We start from the raw sequence: 20876 nt of genomic DNA, 5'->3' as shown, positions 1-20876 counted from the left end.
AGTTAAACGTCGCAGGCTGCCGGTTCGCACCGGTCAGACGGTGCGACCAGATCAGAATGCTTCCGGGCGTGCCTCTCGGGCCATGTGATCCAGAACGGCGTTCACGAACTTTGGCTCGTCGCCGCCCTCAAAGAAGGCGCGGGCCACGTCGACATATTCATTGATTACAACCTTGGGCGGGGTTTCCTGCTCGCGCAGCTCTGCGCCGGCGGCGCGAAAGAGCGCACGCAAAGTAGGGTCAATGCGCGCGATGGCCCATTTGGCAACCAAGGCACGGTCCGTCATCTGGTCAATCGCCGCCTGATAGTTCACGGCAGTCTCAAGCAATTCCGCAAAATGCCGAATGTCGCCGTCAATCATTTCCTGACCGTCATAGGTCGCGCCAAAGCGGTGCTCGAGGAACTCTTTGCGTACGGTGTCAAAGCTCTGCGAGGAATGTTCCATCTGGAACAAGGCCTGCACGGCATAAAGCCGCGAAGCTGATTTCATCTTGCGTTTTTGATTGCCCGAAAGGCCGGCGGAGGATGTCATGCTGTCTTGGGTCCGTCATTGTTGCCCGCCATCAGAAATTCATCCGAGCGGGGCTTGAAACCGATATCTTTACGAATGTCGCCCCACTTACGGCTCAGCGCGATCAGATGCAAGGCCGCAGCTGCAGCGCCACCGCCCTTGTTTTGCCCATCAGGATCGGCGCGCACGGCGGCCTGTTCATGGTTTTCGACCGTCAGGATACCATTGCCGATGCAGATGCCCTGCAAACCCATCAACTGCAACGCGCGGCTGCTGTCGTTGCACACGGTCTCGTAATGCGTCGTCTCGCCACGGATCACGCAACCGAGGGCAACATAACCGTCAAAATTGCTCTTGCGGTCAGAGATGCCGATGGCGGTCGGTATCTCAAGCGCGCCGGGCATTTCCACCACGTCCCACTCTGCCCCTGCAGCGTCAAGTTCAGCTTTGGCCCCTTTCATCAGCCCTTCGGCGATATCCGAGTAATAGGGCGAAATGACGATCAAAACCTTAACAGGCGTCTCGAATCTCGGGGTCGTCAGCGTGGTGTGATTTCCAGCAGCCATTGCACTTACTCCTGCGTGATCGGGCGCGTGCCCACGATGCTAAGGTCATATGCGTCCAGCCCCAGATAACGGGTATCGGGGTTGTCGGTCAGCAAGATCAGCTTGTGCAGGCCAAGGCTCGCCATGATCTGCGACCCCAGACCGGTCCGTTTGACGGTACGGGGACGGTCGTCCTCTTCGTCTTCGAAACGCAAACGCGGATCGGGGTCGCGGAACAGCAATACCGCACCGCGGCCTTCGTCAGCGATAATCTGCATTGCACGGGGCAATTCGTCAGCGGGGCTTGGGCCAAGGCCCAAGATATCTTCAAGCGCATTGATCGCGTGGGTCCGAACCAGAACAGGCTCATCCGTGGTGATATCGCCCTTTGACAGCGCAACGTGATCGGTGCCGCTGATCTCGTCGGTGAAAATCTGCATCTTCCAGTCGCCGCCATAAGCGGAGGTCACAATCCGGCTGTCACGTTCAACCAGCAGGTTATCATGTTTGTGGCGATAGGCGATCAGATCGCTGATCGTCCCGATTTTCATATTGTGTTGCTGGCAGAAGGCGACGAGATCAGGCAGGCGCGCCATTGTGCCATCTTCTTTCATAATCTCGCAAATTACGCCCGACGGATGCAGACCCGCCAGACGCGAGATATCGACAGCCGCCTCGGTATGTCCGGCCCGCACCAAGACCCCGCCGTCGCGTGCCCGCAACGGAAACACATGCCCCGGTGTGGCGATATCAACGGCGGCTTTGTCTTCGTCGATGGCGACTTTGACGGTCAGCGCCCGATCCGCAGCCGAGATTCCGGTGGTCACGCCCTCACGCGCCTCGATCGACACGGTAAAAGCCGTCTCGTGGCGGGCAGAGTTATTCACCGCCATCATTGGCAGACCCAAAGTATTGACGCGTTCTTCAGTCATTGGCAGGCAGATCAACCCGCGCCCATGTGTGGCCATAAAGTTGATCGCATCAGCGTCCGCAAACTGCGCAGGGATCACCAGATCGCCTTCGTTCTCGCGGTCCTCGTGATCGACCAGCACGAACATACGCCCCTGACGGGCTTCTTCGATGATCTCTTCGATGGGCGCGATGGTATTCGCCAATTCAGCCTCGACAGGTCCGGGCGTTTCAAATTGCATGGGCTCACCTCACTCTTTGTTGCCAAGGCACATACCCCAACCCACGCGCCTTTGCCAGAGCGGGGCAGCCCCCGCCCGTGCTTCATTTTGCCAAATAAACTCAAATCCACACCATCAGCCGGCGCTGTGCCCTGCGTTCACCCCTGTAAGAGCAACCCGCCTCGCCAGAGCCCCTGCCCTGCACGCGCAGCCCTATCAGCTACACAGCGCGGTTTGATCTCCTGCCGGGCAAAGGGATTCGCTTGCCTCTGGGGCGTGCAAGCACAACAGCGGCAATCAGGACATCTCCGCCAACCGCGCCACATAGCGGGCCAATGTGTCGATCTCGAGGTTGATCCGGTCCCCCACGGCGACATCGCCCCAGGTCGTGACCTCTTTGGTGTGGGGGATGAAGTTGATCCCGAAATCACAGCCGTCGACCTCGTTCACGGTCAGCGACGTGCCATTCAACGCGACCGATCCTTTGGGCGCAATGAACCGAGCAAGATCTTCGGGCGCGCGCAGGGTCACACGGGTGCTGTCGCCCTCGTCGCGCAGCGCCACCACCTCGGCGACGCCGTCGACATGGCCCGACACAATATGCCCGCCCAATTCGTCACCGACCTTGAGCGCGCGTTCAAGGTTTAGCCGCCGCCCGACCTCCCATGCGCCCAGATTGGTCTTGTCCACGGTTTCAGCGCTGATCTGCACCTCGTACCAGTCGGGACCCAGATCGACGACCGTCAGACAGACGCCGTCGCTCGCGATCGACGCGCCCATGTCTATACCGCTGGTGTCATAGCCCGTTTCAATCCGTGCACGCAGATCCCCTTGCTGTTCGAGCTTGGTGATCTTTCCGATGTCCGTGATAATACCTGTAAACATGCGCGTGCCTCTTCTATAGTGATCGCTACCGAAGTAGACCTCTGCCATCAGCATGACAAGTCCACAGACACGCCACATTTTCGCCGGTATCAGGTGTTTGTCTGTGTGATGAACAAGGTAAACTGAAAGCTAACCATGAACGCCGCAGCCCCCCGTGACCGGGTCTTCCTCTTCCTGCAAGGGCCGCATGGCCCCTTCTTCAACCGACTGGGCAAGATGCTTCGTCTGGCGGGTGCGCAGGTCTGGCGTGTGGGGTTCAACGCAGGCGATCGGGCCTTCTGGTTCCACCCGCGCAGCTATATTCCGTTTCGCGGTACGGCTGACACGTGGAAAGACACCTTTGTTGCGCTGCTCGCCGACAAAGGTGTCACAGATATCGTGTTATACGGCGACACACGTCCGATCCACGCCCAAGCCGTGGCCGAAGCCAAGGCGCGGGGGCTCACCGTGCATGTCTTTGAAGAAGGTTATATGCGCCCCTATTGGGTCACCTATGAGCGCGGCGGATCGAACGGCAATTCTCGGTTAATGGAGATGTCGATCGAACAGATGCAGCTCGCGCTGGCCAATTCGGACATGGAGGCCCCCCTCCCCCCCGGCCACTGGGGCGATATGCGCCAACATGTTTTTTACGGGGCGCTGTATCACTGGTTTGTGCTGTTTCGAAACGGCGCGTATCGCAACTTCCGCCCGCACCGCAGCTTGCCAGTGATCAAGGAGTTCCAGCTTTACCTCAAACGGTTGCTGTTGATGCCCGCGCTGGCACTGGATCGGCTGCTCGCGACGCTGCGCATCCGGCTTGGCGGGTTTCCTTATCATCTGGCGCTTTTGCAACTGGAACATGACAGCTCGTTTCAGGAACATTCCCCGTTCGAGACGATGACCGATTTTCTGACCGTCGTGCTCGAGGGCTTTGCCAAAGGCGCACCACGCCACCACCATCTTGTCGTTAAAGCCCATCCGTTGGAAGACGGCCGCGCCCCCTTGCGCCGTGTGGTAAAGCGCGTCGCACGTGATCTGGGCGTAGCCGACCGCGTGCATTTCGTGCGGGGCGGCAAACTGGCACAGCTTCTGAATGATGCGCGCACGGCGATCACCGTGAACTCGACCGCGGGGCAACAGGTGCTCTGGCGTGGTATACCTCTCAAGGTATTTGGCAGCGCCGTCTATGCAAAGCCCGAATTCGTATCCAACCAGCCCTTGACCGATTTCTTTGCCGCCGCATCCCGCCCGGACAACAAGGCCTACAAGGACTATCGCCGGTATTTGCTAGAAACCTCGCAGGTGCCTGGCGGGTTTTACGCCGCGCGCGCGCGTACCCAGCTTCTGCGTCAGGTCGTTGATATGATGCTCGCCCCCGAAGACCCTTATGACGCGTTGGAACTGGGGACCGCGGCACCACGGCAACAGTTGCGAGCCGTCACCTGACAGATTTTTGCCGCGACAGTAGCTTTTCGATCCAAACTGCGCTAAGCCAATGATAATTACGTCGAAATAATCGGCGATTTCGAGGCAGAGTAAGAATAGGTCGAGGAGACCGGGCAGTGAAATCCGTACCCTTCCGGTGGGCGCGTCCCATCGCATTATTGGCGGCTATGGCCGTGGTATCTTCGTGTGGTCTTCCGCAGGTTGGTCCGAACAAACGTCAAATCTTTGCAGGATCGGTCCAAAAGCAAGGTGACGCTTTTGTCGTTGCCGTTAATGACCGTGTGACCCGTGCAACGGCTGTCGCACCGGCGCTTGGGTTTAATTCGGGGTTTATTCACGCAGGCCAGCTTGGGTCGGACACGATTAATCCGGGTGATACGCTGGGACTGACAATCTGGGAAAACGTCGACGACGGCTTGCTGGCGGCACAGGGCACAAACGCCACCGTGCTGGAAGAAGTGCAGGTTGACGGCTCTGGCTTTATCTTCGTGCCCTACGCGGGTCGGATCAAGGCCGCTGGCAACTCTCCCGAAGCGATCCGCCGTATCATCACCAACAAACTGTCAGAGCAGACTCCGGACCCGCAGGTACAGGTGCGCCGTCTGGCCGGTGACGGGGCGACCGTGTCGCTTGTGGGGTCTGTCGGCGCGCAGGGCGTTTATGCCATTGAACGCCCGACCCGCACCCTTGCCACCATGCTGGCACGTGCCGGCGGTGTGACGATCACGCCGCAAATCGCTCAGGTGACGGTACTGCGGGGCAACCAAAAGGGCAAAATCTGGCTGGAAGACCTGTACAACCACCCCGAGCTCGACATTGCACTGCGCGGCGGTGACCGCATCCTGATCGAGGAAGACACGCGGTCCTTTGTGGCGCTTGGTGCCACAGGTACACAACAAAAAGTCCCCTTTGAAACCAAGAACATGTCGGCCCTTGAAGGCATCGCCCAAGTCGGCGGCCTGAACGCAGGCACCGCAGACCCGACGGGTGTCTTCGTCTTCCGCAACGAACCCGAACCTGTCGTGGCTCAGGTCTTGGGCCGCGACGATCTGCAAGGCGCACAGCGCATGATTTATGTGCTGGACCTGACCAAACCCAACGGCATGTTCATGGCACGTGACTTTGTGATCCGCGACGGCGACACGCTCTACGTCACCGAAGCGCCCTTCACACAATGGAGCAAAGTTATCTCTTCGATCACGGGGTCGGCCAGTTCGGTCAACAGCCTCTCGTCGCTCGCGTCGAGCAACTGATCTGCAAAGATGGCTTTAGGGCCTGAAACATATGATACCCCCGCCGCCGGCCCTGCAAAGGACCGGCGGCTTTTTGTGTTTAATGGCGGGTTCATCACCAACCGCAGGGTACGGCGCATTTTGCAGCTGTCGGGCTATAGCCTGCATCTGGGGCTGCCGCGCGCGGGTGATAAAGTTGCGGTTTGGGGCAACGCGGGCACCGCTCACCGTGGGCTGGCCGTGGCCGCAAAGCGTGATCTGCCTGTGGTGCGCGTCGAAGACGCATTGCTCCGGTCGCTGTTTCCCGGCCGGGCGGGCGAGCCGCCACTGGGGTTACTGGTAGACCATAAAGGGTTGCATTTTGACCCTAAACAGCCCTCTGACCTCGAAGACATCCTGACCACGCACCCGCTCAATGATACAGCTTTGCTCGACCGCGCCCGCGGTGCCATCCACCGGATAACCGAAGCGCATCTGACCAAATACAGCGGCTTTGATCCAACCCACCCCGCCCCCGATCCGGGGTATGTGCTGGTGATCGACCAAACTCTTGGCGACGCCTCAATCGCGGCGTCGGGGGCGGACCGGTCGCGGTTTCTTGAAATGCTCGTCTTTGCACAGCAGGAAAACCCCGGCGCGCGGATCATCATCAAGACCCACCCCGAAACCGCGGCGGGCTTTCGCTCTGGCCACTTTGGCCCCGAAGACGCCAATGACCGCATCACCCTGCTGACCGCCCCGATCAGCCCTTGGGCGCTGTTCGAAGGAGCCGTGCGCGTTTATACTGTCTCCTCCCAAATGGGGTTCGAGGCGATTTTCGCCGGCCACAAACCACGGGTGTTCGGGCAACCCTTCTATGCAGGCTGGGGCCTGACCGAGGACGAATTTCCCGTTCAGCGCCGCCAACGGGTGCTGACCCGTGCGCAGCTGTTTGCGGGGGCGATGATCCTGTATCCCAAGTGGTATGATCCGCACCGCGATTGCCTGTGTGACATTGAAACCGCAATAGAAGCGATGGCAGCGCAGACCCGCGCTTGGCGCGAAGATCATCGCGGCTGGGTCGCCTCGGATATGAGGTTGTGGAAACGCCAGCCGCTCCAGCGTTTCTTTGGCCGCTGGTCGCCTGTCACCTATCGAAACAATCCCGACGCGGCGCGTGCGGCGGGCAAGCCATGGATGGTCTGGGCCTCCAAAGCGACAAAGGATCACGCTGGTGCGGTCCGCGTAGAGGACGGGTTCTTGCGGTCACGGGGCTTGGGGGCGGATCTGGTGCCACCGCTGTCGCTGGTCTGTGACGATTTGGGTATCTACTATGACCCCCGTACCCCCAGCCGGTTGGAAAATCACATTGCCGCCCGCGCCAAATTGCGCCCTGACCAGTCCCGCCGCGCCGTGCGGCTGATCGCTGCGCTGCGCGACGCGGGACTCAGCAAGTACAACCTTGGCGGCGATATCACGCCCAACGACCTGCCCGCCGGACGGCGCATTCTGGTGCCCGGACAAGTCGAGAACGATGCCTCTATCCTGACCGGCACGGGTGACGTGGCGACGAATTTGGCGCTGCTCACCTGCGCACGTGCAGCACATCCTGACGCGGTGATCCTGTATAAGCCCCACCCCGACGTAGAGGCCGGTCTGCGTCCCGGTGCCATCGATGCCGAAGGGCTGGCCGACCGCGTATTGACCCACGCTGATCCCGTGGCCTTGCTGGCGCAGGTGGATGAGATCTGGACCATGACGTCCCTGCTGGGGTTCGAGGCCCTGTTGCGCGGCATCAAAGTGGTGACCCTCGGGGCCCCTTTCTATGCCGGGTGGGGCCTGACCGAGGACCGTGGCGCGATCCCCACCCGACGGGGGACCGATGTCCCCCTCGAGGGGTTGGTGCATGCAGCGCTCATTGATTATCCGCGCTATTTTGATCCGCGCACCGGCACAGCCTGCCCCGCCGAGGTCGTGGTAGAGCGGCTGGCAGCGGGCGACGTGCCACGGCGCGGGGTGCCGAACCGTCTGCTGGCCAAGCTGCAAGGGGTGTTTGCCACAAAGGCGCATCTGTGGCGGCGCGGGTAGCGCTACGGGGGCCAGCCCCCGCACCCCCGGGATTTTGAACCATTTGGAAGCGGTCTAGGCCGGCGCGTCGGCGCGGGCCCAGATGTGGAGGAGGTCGGGGCCGATGCGCGCCGTTTCCGTCAGGGTGAACCGCGGGGCTTGTGCAAGGTGTCGCAGCTGTAGCGCCGCGATGGCCGGCAGCCCGTCAGACCCAAGCGTGAGCCCTGCTGTGAACCCGATCAACTGATCCACCAAACCAGCCTGCAACAGCGTTGCGGCGAGCCCACCGCCGCCTTCGCAAAAGATGCGTGTCAGACCGTGCTGACCGAGTTGCTGGAGCAAATCCTCGGCATCGATCTGGCCCATCCTGCTAGTACAGGCGATCAACGTTGCGCCTAGGCTTTTCCAGGCCTCGATCAGCTCTGTCGGCGCTTTGGAGCCGTGGCAAAGGATCAACGGGATATCGCCTGCAGTTTTCGCCAATGTGCCGCCAAGGGGGATGTCCAGGCCATTGGACACAACGATCCGTGTTGGCTGTCGGGTGACGCCGAGGTCGCGCACGGTCAGGCTGGGATCATCCTGTCGCGCCGTGCCGCCGCCCACCATGACCGCGTCATGCCGGCTGCGCATCGCATGTACCGCACGGCGTGCGGGCGGGGCTGTAATCCACTGGCTTTCACCTGTCGCGGTGGCGATACGACCATCAAAGCTGCTGGCGAGTTTAAGCGATACCATCGGACGGCCTGCATCGATACGCAGGAAAAAACCCATGTGATCGGTGCGGGCTTCATGCGCGAGCACACCCACGTCAACCGCGATGCCCGCCGCCTGCAAGATGGCGATGCCCTTGCCGCTGACGCGCGGGTCGCTGTCTGTGCAGGCAATCACAACGCGCGCGACCTTTGCTGCCACAAGGGCATCGGCGCAGGGCGGGGTCTTGCCGGTATGGGCGCAGGGTTCGAGCGTGACATAGGCCGTCGCGCCCTTGGCCGCCGGCCCCGCTTGACGCAGGGCTTCGGGTTCAGCGTGAGGTCTCCCGCCCGGCTGGGTCCACCCCCGTCCGACGATGCGATCCTGTTGCACGATGACGCAGCCCACGGCCGGATTGGGCCAGACAGCCCCCTGCCCGCGCCGGCCCAAGGATAGGGCCAGCGCCATAAAGCGCACGTCGTCAGACATGGTTATTCGTCCGCAGGGGTGTCTGGGCGTAGTTCCTGGACAAACTTATCGAAGTCGTCTGCCGCCTGAAAGTTCTTATAGACGCTGGCAAACCGCACATAGGCGACGGTATCGATGCGGGCCAAAGCCTCCATCACGATCTCACCGATCTGTTTCGACCCGACATCTGTTTCGCCCATGCTTTCAAGACGGCGCACAATGCCGCTGATCATCTGATCGATACGTTCAGGATCAATCGGGCGTTTCTGCATGGAGATGCGGATGGAACGTTCCAGCTTGTCGCGGTCGAAATCCTCGCGCTTGCCAGAGGTTTTAACGACCACCAAATCGCGCAGCTGCACCCGTTCATAGGTTGTAAACCGGCCCCCGCAGGCGGGACAGAAACGGCGGCGGCGGATTGATACGTGGTCCTCGGCCGGGCGGCTGTCTTTTACTTGGGTGTCGATATTTCCGCAAAACGGGCAGCGCATGGCCGGTCCCCTTTATCTTAAACCTGCTCAATAGGGGTCTAAACGACCCCACTCCCCAAAACTATAGGGCCAACGCGAGGTTTTGGGTAGGGGCGAAATGGCCGTCTATATGTTGTATTGAGCGAAACTGCCGTGAACTTCGACGTCGCCGATGCGTTAGGCCCGGAACACGATAAATCTGAAGGGAAAGCGACATGACCAAGACGCTGTTTATCACAGGAGCCTCTAGCGGGATCGGCGCAGCAACCGCACGCGCCGCAGCCAAGGCAGGATGGAACGTAGGACTGTTTGCCCGCAGCGAGGACAAGCTCAAAGACCTCGCACGTGACATCGGGGATCAGGCGCTGGTCCTGACGGGAGATGCCACAAGCTATGACGATCAGGAACAGGCCATGAGCCGCCTTGCGCAGAAGTTCGGCCAGATTGACGCGGCGTTCGCAAATGCGGGACGCGGCACCTCACCCGGCGGGACCGAGAAAGGCGACCCCGATGATTGGAAAGCGATGGTCGACCTGAACGTGATGGGTGCGCTTTATACCGCCCATGCTGCGATGCCCTACCTGCGCAAAACGACAGGGCAATATGTTGTAACCGGATCAGCCGCGGGACGACGCCACATCAAGGGGTCAATCTATGGCGCGACAAAATTCTTTATCCACGGTTTCGCTGGCAACCTTGCCGACGAAATGGCCGAATGGGGCGGGCGCTGCATGGTCGTGTCTCCGGGTATGGTCGACACGCCGTTCTTTGACGAGGCCAAGCCCGATAAACTCAAACCCGAGGATGTCGCATCTGCCGTATTGCACGCGCTGGAGGCACCGGCCCATGCGGCGGTCCGCGAAATCCATCTGATGCCAGTGGGCTAAGCTCAAGCGAAATGTACCGCGACGCGCCTGCTATGGGGCGCGTCGCGGTGTTCGAACAGATAGATGCCCTGCCATGTTCCAAGCACCATGCGCCCTGCGACCACAGGGATGCTAAGCGTGACAGACATCACTGCCGCTTTGATATGCGCGGGCATGTCATCTGGCCCTTCAATTGTATGGCGCAAATAGGACATCGAAGGATCATTCGCAGGCGGCACCAGCCGTGCAAAATAAGCCAATAGGTCGCGCTGCACGTCGGGATCTGCATTTTCCTGGATCAGCAGCGAGGCAGAGGTATGTCGCACGAACAATGTCAGCAACCCGTCGGACCGCTGACCCGAAAGCGCCTGCATCACATCGCTGGTAACCTCATACAGCCCCTGCCCGCGTGTGTGGACCGTAAGTTCGGTGTTCATCCTTCTTGCCTTCCGCTTGGGCTATTGCTTTGGCGTCAGGCTAGCCTTACCTGCCGGGCGATTGCAAACCACCACACAACGTAATGCCGTGGCTGATGGTCATCGCCGATCCGGCCTTGGTCAGCGATCCGCCAAGTATCACCACAGGCGACGGTGTCAGCCCTGTCGGATCGAGCGTAAAGGTCACGCCACCATCGCCGCCAAAGCCACGCGCGCGCGGTTCGCTGACATACAACGTCTGACGATCCGCGGCTCCCATCTGGTCCACAGCGTAACCCGCTGCCGCACACCAGTGCCCCCGCGCGCCAAAGCCCGTGCTACCGCTGATACGCACGCCATTTTCCGTCGGCGTGTAGGTCAGCCGTTCATTTGGCACATAGCCCTGCGCAAGGGCAGGCCCCGCGGCCAAAGCGGCCAGCAAAAGTGCCGTTTTGAAAGTTTTCATCATGTCATTCCCGTTATTAGAAGTCTTTCAGCTCAAGGATGTAGTCCTTGCAGAACTGGATTGCGTGGCCAACCGGCAGGGTCTGCCCCGCGTTGCGGACCGACACTGAATAAGATTTGAATGCGGCCTCGGATAACTCGGCGTCATTCAGTGTAAAGACGGCACCGACGCGGCCAACCCCGCTGGCCGAGGGACCACGCGGCGACTTGAGGTAGATCTGGTCTGCTGTCCGTGCACCCAGCTGGTCTTCGGCATATTCGGCAGCGGCACACCACAGGCCGCGCGCGCCTTCTCCGCGATCCTCGATCACCTCAAAGGTCGTGCCCGACAGCGAAATAACCTGCAACCGGTTCACCGCCGTAAAGGGCTGCGCGACGGCGGCCATTGGCATAGTGGACAAAATGGCGACGAGGGCGAGACGTTTCATGGCGGTTCCTGTTTGGCGGCTAGGACACAGATAGGGTGCGCGGCGTGGATTTAAATTCACAGGTTTGAGAGTGCGGCCCAACCGCATGAAAAAAGGCGGATGCCGAAGCACCCGCCTTTTATATTGTTTGCGATTGAACAGCTTACTGATCGAGGAACGACCGTAGCTTGCGCGACCGGCTTGGGTGCTTGAGCTTGCGCAGTGCCTTTGCCTCGATCTGACGGATACGTTCGCGCGTCACGCTGAACTGCTGACCGACCTCTTCGAGCGTATGGTCGGTATTCATACCGATGCCGAAACGCATCCGCAAAACACGTTCCTCGCGCGGGGTCAGCGATGCCAGGACCCGTGTCGTGGTTTCCTTGAGGTTTTCCTGAATGGCGCTGTCCAATGGCAGCACGGCATTCTTATCTTCGATGAAGTCGCCAAGCTGGCTGTCTTCCTCATCGCCGATTGGCGTTTCAAGGGAGATAGGCTCCTTGGCGATTTTCATCACCTTGCGAACCTTTTCCAAGGGCATCTGCAGCTTTTCTGCCAGCTCTTCCGGCGTCGGCTCGCGGCCGATTTCGTGCAGCATCTGGCGACCGGTCCGAACCAGCTTGTTGATCGTTTCGATCATATGCACTGGGATACGGATGGTACGGGCCTGATCCGCGATGGACCGCGTGATCGCTTGCCGGATCCACCATGTCGCATAGGTGCTGAACTTATAACCGCGACGGTATTCGAACTTGTCCACGGCCTTCATGAGACCGATGTTACCTTCCTGAATAAGATCAAGGAACTGCAAGCCGCGGTTAGTATATTTTTTAGCAATCGAAATAACGAGGCGCAGGTTTGCCTCGACCATTTCTTTCTTGGCCTGACGGGCCTCTTTTTCGCCCTTCTGAACCTGCTGCACAATGCGGCGGAATTCAGAGATATCAAGACCGACATATTGACCAACCTGCGCCATATCGGTGCGCAGCTCGTCAACCTTTTCAGATGAGCGTTCGATGAACATCTGCCAACCGCGACCGGATTTTTCGGCCATCCGCTCCATCCAGTTGGGATCCAGTTCGTAGCCACGATAGCTGTCGACGAACTCCTTGCGGTTGATCCGCGCTTGGTCAGCGAGCTTCACCATCGCGCTGTCGATCTGCATGATACGACGGTTAATGCCGTACAACTGGTCAATCAGGGCTTCGATACGGTTGTTGTGCAGATGTAGGTCGTTGACCAGCAGCACGATCTCGGAACGGACGCGCTGGTATTCTTCCTCATCGGCCTTCGAAAAGGTGCCGTCCTCGTTCAGGGTCGCCGAAATCCGGCTGTCCTGAATCTGGCTCAGCTTGACGTAATCGTCGGCTATGATGTCCAACGCCTCAAGCACCTGTGGCTTGAGCGCGGCTTCCATCGCGGCCAGCGACATGTTTGCCTGTTCGTCTTCATCCTCGTCGTCGTCATCATTCGAGATCGGATTGCCATCGGCATCGACGTCGCTGGTGCTTTCGGCAGGCTTTGTTTCGGTCCCGCCGACGGGCACGACCGGAGTCGTTTCTTCTTCGTCGCCCATCTGGGTGCCGAATGTCGCCTCAAGGTCGATCACGTCGCGCAGCAGAATGTCTTCGGACAAAAGTTCGTCGCGCCAGATCGTGATCGCCTGGAAGGTCAGCGGGCTTTCACACAGCCCCGCGATCATTGTATTGCGGCCTGCCTCGATCCGCTTGGCGATGGCGATCTCGCCCTCACGGCTTAGCAGTTCGACGGACCCCATTTCCCGCAGGTACATGCGTACGGGGTCGTCCGTGCGGTCCAGCTTTTCGGACGTGCCAGCGGACAGCGCCACATCACGCGTGCTTTCCGTGGTGGCAACTTCGGTGCCACCCTTGGCGTCTTCTTCTTCGGCTTCTTCGTCTTCGATCACGTTGATGCCCATTTCGGACAACATCGACATCACGTCCTCGATCTGCTCCGAACTTACTTGATCGGGCGGCAGAACGGTGTTGAGCTGATCGTAGGTGATATAGCCTTTTTCACGGGCTTCGCCGATCATCTTTTTGACGGCGGCTTGGCTCATATCAAGCGAATGGCCGGCATCCTGGTCGTCAGACTTCGCGTCTTCGTTCGTGTCTTTGGCGGCCATGAAATTTCCTCCAGCGAATGGGTGCGAATCACGTGACGTGATTCGGTTATTCGAATCATGCGGGGTTCTGGGTGATTCTTAAACCCGTTACCCTGTATTTTGTTAGACATCCCGGCGAAAAAGCCACGCCGGGTTCATTTTTTCTCTTTCGTGCCACCCTTCAGGATCGACCCCAGCAAAGCATCAAATGCGCTGCGTTCGTCCCGGCTGATGTGGGCACCGTTTTCAGCGATGTCGTATTCAGCGGTATCTTCCTGCCCGCTACGTTGCGCACGATCGGCATTGCGCGCCGCTTCGCCCAACCGCCATGTCAGACCCTCGTCGGCCATGCCGGTCATATCCTCGACCGCATCGGCGATCTCTTCATCCAGTCCACGCACGGCCTCCAGCTTCCCCAGTTCCTCAGCGACGGTCATACGCGTCTTCTCAAGGTTGCCAGGGCTTCGGATGCAAGGCGTGATGGCTACGTGGCGCTGCGCCAGCATATTTTCAAGTGTGTACTCGCCAAGGGCGTCGTAAATCTTTTCGCGCAACACCGCAGGGTCCTGATGCACATGGCGCAGCATCAAGTCCCGAATACGCCCGTGATCGTAGTCCTGACAGCGCATTGTGGCCAAGCCGTTTTCAAATTCTTCAACCAATTGCGGGCAGTTTAGCAAAGCCATCAAAATCACCGCTTCGCGCAGATGCTCTGTCGCGCCCAGACCTGCTGCAGTCACCAGAATAGAGGATTTCGCACTTGGCGACGGGCCTTGCGGTGGTGGTGCCCACTTGCCCCCACCGGACGCACGCGCCACAGGGCTAAAGTCTTTCTTGGCCTTTTGCGGGCGGAACAGCTGCCAGCGCAAATCCTTGATCTCCTGGCCATAGTGGCTGCGGATCGAAGGGTCTTTGATCATCATGATTTTTTCGCGCAACGCCTTGTCCAGGCCGGCCTTGCGTTCAGGGCTGTCAAAAACGCGGCCATCGGTCTCGCGCTGCCACAACAGCCGCACCATCGGCATCGCGTTATCCAGCAGCTTTTGCAACGCGGGAGCCCCGTGGGCCCGCAGCAGATCGTCGGGATCCTGCCCGTCTGGCATCACGGCAAAGCGCAAGGATTGGCCCGCCTCCAACAACGGCAGCGCCAGATCGATCAACCGCATCGCCGCCCGCTGGCCCGCCGTGTCACCATCCAGCGTGATGATGGGCTCGGGCGAGATGCGCCACAACATCTGCAACTGGCTTTCCGTGATTGCCGTTCCCAAGGGGGCCACGGCCGCACCAAATCCGGCCTGCACCAGCGCAATCACGTCCATATACCCTTCGGCGACGATCAAAGGTTTGCCCTGCCCCGCAGCAGTCCGCGCGTCACGGACATTGTAGAGACTGCGGCCCTTGTCAAAAAGCTCCGTCTCCGGGGAGTTCAGGTATTTAGCATTGTCATTGGGGTCCATGGCCCGCCCGCCAAAAGCAATCGCCCGCCCCCGCGCATCGCGAATAGGGTAGATGATCCGGCCCCGGAACGTATCATAGGGCCGCCCGCCTTTGGACGAAGGCTTGGCCAGCCCTGCCCCCATGATCAGCGCGTCCTCGACATTCTTGGCCTTCAGATGATCCCAAAGTCCCTGCCACTGATCCGGCGCAAATCCGATTTCCCACTGCTCCAGCGCCTGCGGTGTCAGACCGCGGCCTGCCAGATAATCGCGCGCAGCACTAGCCGCCCCCGTGCGCAACTGCAGCCGGAAATACTGCACGGCCAGCTCCATTACCTCGGCCAGCTGGGTCCGCTTGTCGGCTTTTTCCTGCGCGCGGGGGTCCTGCTTGGGCATGGGCATCCCTGCCTCACGCGCCAAAATCTCGACCGCCTCCATAAAGCTTACATTCTCGGTCTCGCGCACAAAAGAGATCGCATCCCCTTTGGCATGGCATCCGAAGCAATAGTAGAATCCCTTGCGGTCATCGACATGGAAGCTGGCCGATTTTTCCTGATGAAACGGGCACGGAGCCCACATATCGCCCTTGCCCTGATTGGACTTGCGCGCATCCCACATCACTTTGCGCCCTACCACCTGTGACAGGCTGGCACGGCTGCGCAGTTCATCCAAAAATCCAGGGGGCAGGCTCATACGGTTTTATATTGGGTCGCGATGGTCAAAGTCCAGCACCCAAAGTCCCCAAAGGCGGCTTCATTTTGCCAAAAAACTCCGGGGGGATCGTCCGTCAGGGCGATGGGGGCTGGCCCCCATATCACCGCCCCGACAGATGCTTCAGCGCTACGGATAGCGCGTCGGCACCGTCATTGGCCCAGGCACATCTCGTTCCAAGCAGCAGACAGATCGTTCTTTTTTACGTCACGCATTTTCATTTCATACACCCAAGGCGCAACCAGCGGCACAACGGCATCGTAGCGATCCGGCCACTGCGGGTTCTGAGACGCAATGTGGTCCGGTACCTCGCGTTCTTTCACGCGGTCGATGCGCGCCTGACGCACGGCCTGGACGACATCCGCCTGATACTGACAATCGGTATCGGCGCTAGTTGCGGCAAAGACTGGTGCACTGGAAGCGGCCAGCGCCGCGGCGATCATAAGTTTACCAAATTTCATCATCACATCTCCTAAGTGTTGTCGGCGATACCACCGCAGTCCCCTTGCGTACAACCGACAAAAAGGGCGCTCTCGAGGGGGTGGCGGGGTGCCCATTGCGTAAAAACCTAGCCAGCCCCGGGTGGAATACAAGTGACAGAGCGGTTTTCCGCAGCGCGCCCCCGCACGGTCTGGCGCGTCTTTGCCGAAGGCCACCCTCACAGCGGCCCTCGGGGAACTTTTTGTGGCGCAGCACCTGGCTGCGCGTGGCTTACAGCCCCTTGGCGCGGTAGCTGGCAGCGACTTTGCCGATGCTGACCAGATAAGCGGCGGTGCGCAGGTCCTCGACATCATCACGGCTGTGCCAGATTTCGGCCATCGACCGGTAGGCAGCGCTCATTGTGTCATCCAGACCAGAGCGGACCAGCTCAAGCTCCCCTGCTCCTCGCAGGTACTTGTCCTTAAAGTTCGGGCTCAACTGCCAGCCGACACCGCTGTCGGCGCTCAGACGTTCCAGCTCGTCCACCAGCAACTGGTGGCGGCTTTCCTCGTTGCGGCGTTGCATCCGGCCAAAGCGGATGTGGCTCAGGTTCTTGACCCATTCGAAATAGGATACCGTCACACCGCCAGCGTTGGCGTACATGTCAGGAATAATAACCACGCCTTTTCCGCGCAGGATATCGTCGGCACCGGCGGTCACGGGACCGTTTGCGGCCTCGACAATCAGCGGTGCCTTGATGTTATGCGCGTTGCTGAGGTTAATTACCCCTTCCAGCGCGGCAGGGATCAAGATATCGCATTCGGCCTCCAGCAGCTTGGCCCCGTCTTCCTCAAACGGCGCGTCAGGGAAGCCCTTGATGGTGCCGTGCATCGAAATCCAGCGATGGACCTCCTCCACGTCGAGCCCGCGGTCGTCAAACAACGCACCGTCGCGTTCAATAATGGCGGTGATCTTGCAGCCGTCCTCCTCGCTCAGGAACTTAGCGGCATGATAGCCTACGTTGCCCAAGCCCTGCACAACGACGCGCTTGCCGTCCAGCTCGCCGCCCAAGCCCGCTTTTGCCATTCCCTGCGGATCACGGAAGAACGCGTGCAGCGCGTATTGCACACCGCGACCGGTGGCCTCGGTCCGGCCATGGATACCGCCCGCATTGATCGGCTTGCCAGTCACACAGGCCACCCCGTTGATATCGGTGGTGTTCATGCGTTTGTACTGGTCCGCGATCCAGGCCATCTCGCGCTCGCCGGTGCCCATATCGGGGGCGGGCACGTTTTGCGCCGGGTTGATCATGTCGCGTTTGATCAGCTCATAGGCGAAACGACGGGTAATCAGCTCAAGCTCGTGTTCATCGTAGTCGCGTGGATCGATGCACAGCCCGCCCTTTGAGCCGCCGAAAGGCGCATCGACCAACGCACATTTATAGGTCATCAGCGCCGCCAGCGCTTCCACTTCATTCTGGTTCACGCCGGGGCTGTAGCGGATGCCGCCCTTGACCGGTTCCATATGCTCCGAGTGAACAGAGCGGTAGCCGGTGAAGGTCTGGATACCGCCACGCAACCGCACCCCGAAACGTACCGTATAGGTCGCGTTACAAACGCGAATCTTTTCCTCAAGACCCGGCGAAAGGTCCATCAGGGCAACCGCCCGGTTAAACATGATGTCGACACTATCGCGAAAGCTCGGTTCGGTTCCGGGGTTCATTCTACGCTCCTAATTTAGCTCTGCGACCCTGATCCGGGCCAGTTCATCGCCTTGCCTATTGAACATAGCACCTGCGCCAAGCAAAGCCGCAAATCACCATATTTCAAAGTTTTTGCACATATTTTAATCAGTTTGAAAACTTTTTATCCGCGGCGTCTTAGCCTCATTGACCGCGGATCATTTCAGCCAAGAGGCTCGACCATTGCATCCGGCTGGCCCGTCGTGCCGGAATGTGCCCTCAAAACGGCTTCAGTATACACTTTTTTAAACGTATTTCGCCCTATTTCAGCCACCTTCAGCCCGCATATCTGTCGTCAACGCCGATCCGCCCGAACGCCTCTTGTCGCAGGGATCGCACCAAAAAGGACGTGGACATGACGGTCAAAAACACCGTGAATACTTGGGTCGCCATCCCCTTGCGCAACCGCGTGTCGCAGTTTGCCCGTGAAGACGATGGGCTGGTCACCATTCTCGCACTTTTCATGATCATGATGATGATCGCCGTGGGCGGCATCCAACTTGATTTCATGCGCCACGAGATGGAGCGCTCGCGCCTGCAGGCCGTCTCTGACCGTGCCGTTCTAGCCGCCGCCGATCTCGACCAGATGCGCGACCCCAAAACCGTGGTTGCAGACTATTTTGCAAAATCCGGTATGACTGATTTTCTATCAAATGTCGTGGTCGACGACGGGTTGAACTATCGCACCGTGACCATTGACGCGTCCAAGGAGATGGATACGCAGTTCATCGGTCGCTTCGGCTTCCCGACACTCACTGTGCCCGCGCATAGTCAGGCCGAAGAACGCGTCGCCAAAGTCGAAATCTCTCTCGTGCTCGATATCTCGGGGTCGATGGCTCTCAACAACCGCCTGAGCGAGCTGAAAAACGCCGCCGGAGTTTTCTTGGACACGGTGCTGAAAACAGAGAACGAAGACCTGATCTCTGTTTCGATGATCCCCTACTCCGAACAGGTCAACGCAGGTCCTATGATCCTGGATCGCATGCGTGTGAACAAGAAACACGATTACTCTCACTGCTTGGAATTCGCCGACGATGAATTCAACTCGGCCGCGCTGAATACCAGCACGACGCACGACCAGATGCAGCATTTCCAGTGGAACTATGACGGTCGCAACAACTACCGCGACGACACGATCTGTCCACGCTACAGCTATGAACGCATCGCCCCTTTCTCGCAAAACAGCCTTACACTAAAGAGCCAGATCAACCAACTTGTACCACGCGCGGGTACGTCGATTTTCCTCGGGATGAAATGGGCGGCGACGATGCTGGATCCATCGTTCCGTGACATCAACAACTCGCTGGTGAACGCTGGCCATGTGGATGGCCAATTTTACAACCGACCTGCCAGCTATGATGACCCAGAGACGCTCAAGACCGTCATTCTGATGACCGACGGTGCGAATGATAATTCCTTCCGCATCCGCAGCAACTATTACGACAGCGAAAGCGAATATGTTCACTGGAATAAATACAATCTGTGGTGGTACCTCCGCAATGAGGTAGACTATCGCTATTGGAGTTACTTCTATTCTCAAAAGTACAACAAATCGCTGGGCAATACCTTGCTGTCGAACATCTGTGATGCAGCCAAAGCAAAGCGTATTGTGATCTGGACCATCGGCTTTGAGGTAGACACCGAGGACGTTCCCGCGATGCAGGATTGCGCCTCGTCGCCCAGCCACTTCTTTCGGGTTGAAGGGGTCGAGCTTTCCGAAGCGTTCCGCGCGATTGCGCGACAGATCAACCAGCTGAGGCTGACCCAATGATCGCCCGCATATCCCAGGCGGTGCGCCGGTTCCGCCGGGGCGAGGAAGGCGCGGTTGTTCTGATCGAATTCGTCATTCTCTTTCCGCTGATCTTTGGCATGTTCCTCGCCTCGGTCGAGGTTAGCCTTTATTCGCTGCGCCAGTTCCACCTGAACCGTGGGCTCGAGACAGCGGTGCGGTATATCCGGCTGAACACCCGCGCGACGGTCACCCACGACATGATCAAGACGATGATCTGCGACAGCGTAGGCTATATCGGCGACTGCAAAGATACGTTGCGCCTTGAGATGGTACTGGTCGATCCGCGCAACTTTGCGGCTATGAATGCAGCGCCCGACTGCGTCGACAAATCGCTGCCCGTCGAGCCCGAGCGTGGCTTTAGCCTTGGGGCGCAGCACCAGCTGATGCTGCTGCGGGCCTGCGTAAAATTCGACCCGATGCTGCCGGGCTCTGCCATGGGTTTCAAGTTCGAGACCGACGGCGCGGGTCAAGGCAGCATGTACGCCGTATCCTCCTTTGTTCAGGAGCCAAGCTAATGGTTACCTCTTTTCTCAAACGCCGTGTATTGGCGCGTTTTCTGCGCGACCAAGACGGTAGCGCCTCGATCGAGGCCGTTATCATCATGCCCATGGTCTTTTGGGTCTATCTGGCGATGTTCACCTTTTTCCAGACCTATCAGGAATACTACACCAACCAAAAAGCGGCCTATACCATCGGCGATATGATCTCGCGCGAGACACTGCCAGTGGACACCGCATATATGGACGGTGTTCGGGATCTGCTGGATTATATGACCCGCTCTTCCGGGCCGGCGACGGTGCGGATCACCTCGGCAAAATATGACCAAGCGAACAAGCGTTTCTTGCTGCACTGGTCCCGCTCCCGGGGCAATCTGACAGATGCGACCCAAGCAGATGTGACCGGCTGGACAAACCGCATCCCCGAGCTCGAAGATGGGGAATATATCACCATCACCGAAACCTGGACGTCGTTTTCACCGCCCTTCAACATCGGACTACCGGTGCAAGAGGTAAAGAACTTCGTCTTTACCCGCCCGCGCTATGCCCCTTGGGTGCTCTATTCAGACGGGGCGTAAATTTCGGCAGCACAGCAA

Annotated in this window: 20 protein-coding genes; 7 read left to right on the top strand and 13 right to left on the bottom strand. The window is 59.2% G+C overall.

All coding sequences use genetic code 11. From position 1 onward, the window contains the following. Window positions 1–51 precede the first annotated feature (51 nt). The 4 genes from nusB to E5180_RS01665 all read right to left on the bottom strand — a co-directional run bounded on the left by nusB (window position 52) and on the right by E5180_RS01665 (window position 3070). Entirely contained in the window at window positions 52–531 is a 480-nt protein-coding gene (gene nusB / locus E5180_RS01680) for a transcription antitermination factor NusB (protein WP_093732428.1), read from the bottom strand. Further along, window positions 528–1076, bottom strand: a complete 549-nt coding sequence (locus E5180_RS01675; protein ID WP_138922871.1) for a 6,7-dimethyl-8-ribityllumazine synthase — start codon at window positions 1074–1076, stop codon at window positions 528–530. Before E5180_RS01675 ends, nusB begins: the two co-directional genes overlap by 4 nt. A 5-nt stretch (window positions 1077–1081) precedes the next feature. Beyond that, a complete protein-coding gene (ribB, locus tag E5180_RS01670) occupies window positions 1082–2206 on the bottom strand; it encodes a 3,4-dihydroxy-2-butanone-4-phosphate synthase (protein ID WP_138922870.1) in 1125 nt (374 codons plus the stop codon). Window positions 2207–2482: 276 nt separating this feature from the next. Beyond that, window positions 2483–3070: a riboflavin synthase gene (locus E5180_RS01665; RefSeq protein ID WP_138922869.1), complete on the bottom strand. Its 588-nt coding sequence runs from the start codon at window positions 3068–3070 to the stop codon at window positions 2483–2485. A 135-nt stretch (window positions 3071–3205) separates the two neighbouring features. On the opposite strand from E5180_RS01665, the gene E5180_RS01660 reads away from it, so the two are divergent. The 3 genes from E5180_RS01660 (at window position 3206) to E5180_RS01650 (ending at window position 7797) form a co-directional block, all read left to right on the top strand. Continuing rightward, the gene (locus E5180_RS01660) at window positions 3206–4498 is read left to right on the top strand and encodes a capsule biosynthesis protein (protein WP_138922868.1); all 1293 of its coding nucleotides are present in this window, start codon (window positions 3206–3208) and stop codon (window positions 4496–4498) included. A 167-nt stretch (window positions 4499–4665) separates the two neighbouring features. Beyond that, window positions 4666–5751, top strand: a complete 1086-nt coding sequence (locus E5180_RS01655) for a polysaccharide biosynthesis/export family protein (RefSeq protein ID WP_138925082.1) — start codon at window positions 4666–4668, stop codon at window positions 5749–5751. Window positions 5752–5760: 9 nt separating this feature from the next. Beyond that, on the top strand, window positions 5761–7797 hold the full coding sequence (locus E5180_RS01650; RefSeq protein WP_138922867.1) for a capsular polysaccharide biosynthesis protein: 2037 nt from the start codon (window positions 5761–5763) through the stop codon (window positions 7795–7797). A 54-nt stretch (window positions 7798–7851) separates the two neighbouring features. Here the strand turns inward: E5180_RS01650 and ribD are convergent, their stop codons facing one another. Continuing rightward, entirely contained in the window at window positions 7852–8955 is a 1104-nt protein-coding gene (gene ribD, locus E5180_RS01645) for a bifunctional diaminohydroxyphosphoribosylaminopyrimidine deaminase/5-amino-6-(5-phosphoribosylamino)uracil reductase RibD (RefSeq protein ID WP_138922866.1), read from the bottom strand. Window positions 8956–8957: 2 nt separating this feature from the next. Then, window positions 8958–9425, bottom strand: coding sequence for a transcriptional regulator NrdR (gene nrdR / locus E5180_RS01640; protein WP_005849229.1), 468 nt, complete (start codon window positions 9423–9425; stop codon window positions 8958–8960). A 194-nt stretch (window positions 9426–9619) separates the two neighbouring features. On the opposite strand from nrdR, the gene E5180_RS01635 reads away from it, so the two are divergent. After that, window positions 9620–10291: an SDR family oxidoreductase gene (locus E5180_RS01635; protein WP_138922865.1), complete on the top strand. Its 672-nt coding sequence runs from the start codon at window positions 9620–9622 to the stop codon at window positions 10289–10291. 2 nt (window positions 10292–10293) lie between these two features. Here the strand turns inward: E5180_RS01635 and E5180_RS01630 are convergent, their stop codons facing one another. From E5180_RS01630 to E5180_RS01600, 7 genes are all read right to left on the bottom strand, one after another. Next, window positions 10294–10707 carry a secondary thiamine-phosphate synthase enzyme YjbQ gene (locus E5180_RS01630; RefSeq protein WP_138922864.1) on the bottom strand — a complete coding sequence of 138 codons (414 nt, stop codon included), beginning with the start codon at window positions 10705–10707 and terminating at the stop codon, window positions 10294–10296. Window positions 10708–10753: 46 nt separating this feature from the next. Continuing rightward, window positions 10754–11152 carry a hypothetical protein gene (locus E5180_RS01625; protein ID WP_138922863.1) on the bottom strand — a complete coding sequence of 133 codons (399 nt, stop codon included), beginning with the start codon at window positions 11150–11152 and terminating at the stop codon, window positions 10754–10756. Between the two features lie 16 nt (window positions 11153–11168). Beyond that, window positions 11169–11579, bottom strand: a complete 411-nt coding sequence (locus tag E5180_RS01620) for a hypothetical protein (RefSeq protein WP_138922862.1) — start codon at window positions 11577–11579, stop codon at window positions 11169–11171. A gap of 142 nt (window positions 11580–11721) precedes the next feature. After that, the gene (gene rpoD, locus E5180_RS01615; RefSeq protein ID WP_138922861.1) at window positions 11722–13704 is read right to left on the bottom strand and encodes an RNA polymerase sigma factor RpoD; all 1983 of its coding nucleotides are present in this window, start codon (window positions 13702–13704) and stop codon (window positions 11722–11724) included. 134 nt (window positions 13705–13838) lie between these two features. After that, window positions 13839–15812 (bottom strand): DNA primase, encoded by a 1974-nt coding sequence (gene dnaG / locus E5180_RS01610; protein WP_138922860.1) that lies wholly within the window; start codon window positions 15810–15812, stop codon window positions 13839–13841. A gap of 170 nt (window positions 15813–15982) precedes the next feature. Continuing rightward, window positions 15983–16291, bottom strand: a complete 309-nt coding sequence (locus E5180_RS01605) for a hypothetical protein (RefSeq protein WP_138925081.1) — start codon at window positions 16289–16291, stop codon at window positions 15983–15985. A gap of 250 nt (window positions 16292–16541) precedes the next feature. Continuing rightward, window positions 16542–17972, bottom strand: a complete 1431-nt coding sequence (locus tag E5180_RS01600) for a Glu/Leu/Phe/Val family dehydrogenase (protein ID WP_138922859.1) — start codon at window positions 17970–17972, stop codon at window positions 16542–16544. Window positions 17973–18346: 374 nt separating this feature from the next. Here E5180_RS01600 and E5180_RS01595 point away from each other — a divergent pair, with 374 nt between their 5' ends. From E5180_RS01595 to E5180_RS01585, 3 genes are read left to right on the top strand one after another with little or no spacing between them, the layout of a single operon-like run. After that, complete coding sequence (locus E5180_RS01595) at window positions 18347–19762, top strand: TadE/TadG family type IV pilus assembly protein (RefSeq protein ID WP_138922858.1); 1416 nt, start codon at window positions 18347–18349, stop codon at window positions 19760–19762. Continuing rightward, window positions 19759–20298: a TadE/TadG family type IV pilus assembly protein gene (locus E5180_RS01590; RefSeq protein WP_138922857.1), complete on the top strand. Its 540-nt coding sequence runs from the start codon at window positions 19759–19761 to the stop codon at window positions 20296–20298. The genes E5180_RS01595 and E5180_RS01590 overlap by 4 nt, the downstream gene beginning before the upstream one ends. Further along, the gene (locus tag E5180_RS01585) at window positions 20298–20858 is read left to right on the top strand and encodes a TadE/TadG family type IV pilus assembly protein (protein WP_138922856.1); all 561 of its coding nucleotides are present in this window, start codon (window positions 20298–20300) and stop codon (window positions 20856–20858) included. Before E5180_RS01590 ends, E5180_RS01585 begins: the two co-directional genes overlap by 1 nt. Window positions 20859–20876: the final 18 nt, after the last annotated feature.

Origin of the sequence: Sulfitobacter sp. BSw21498, from assembly GCF_006064855.1 — a bacterium.
Classification (GTDB): domain Bacteria; phylum Pseudomonadota; class Alphaproteobacteria; order Rhodobacterales; family Rhodobacteraceae; genus Sulfitobacter.
Note: the sequence above shows the minus strand (reverse complement) of the source record. Positions and strands in the feature narration are given on the sequence as shown.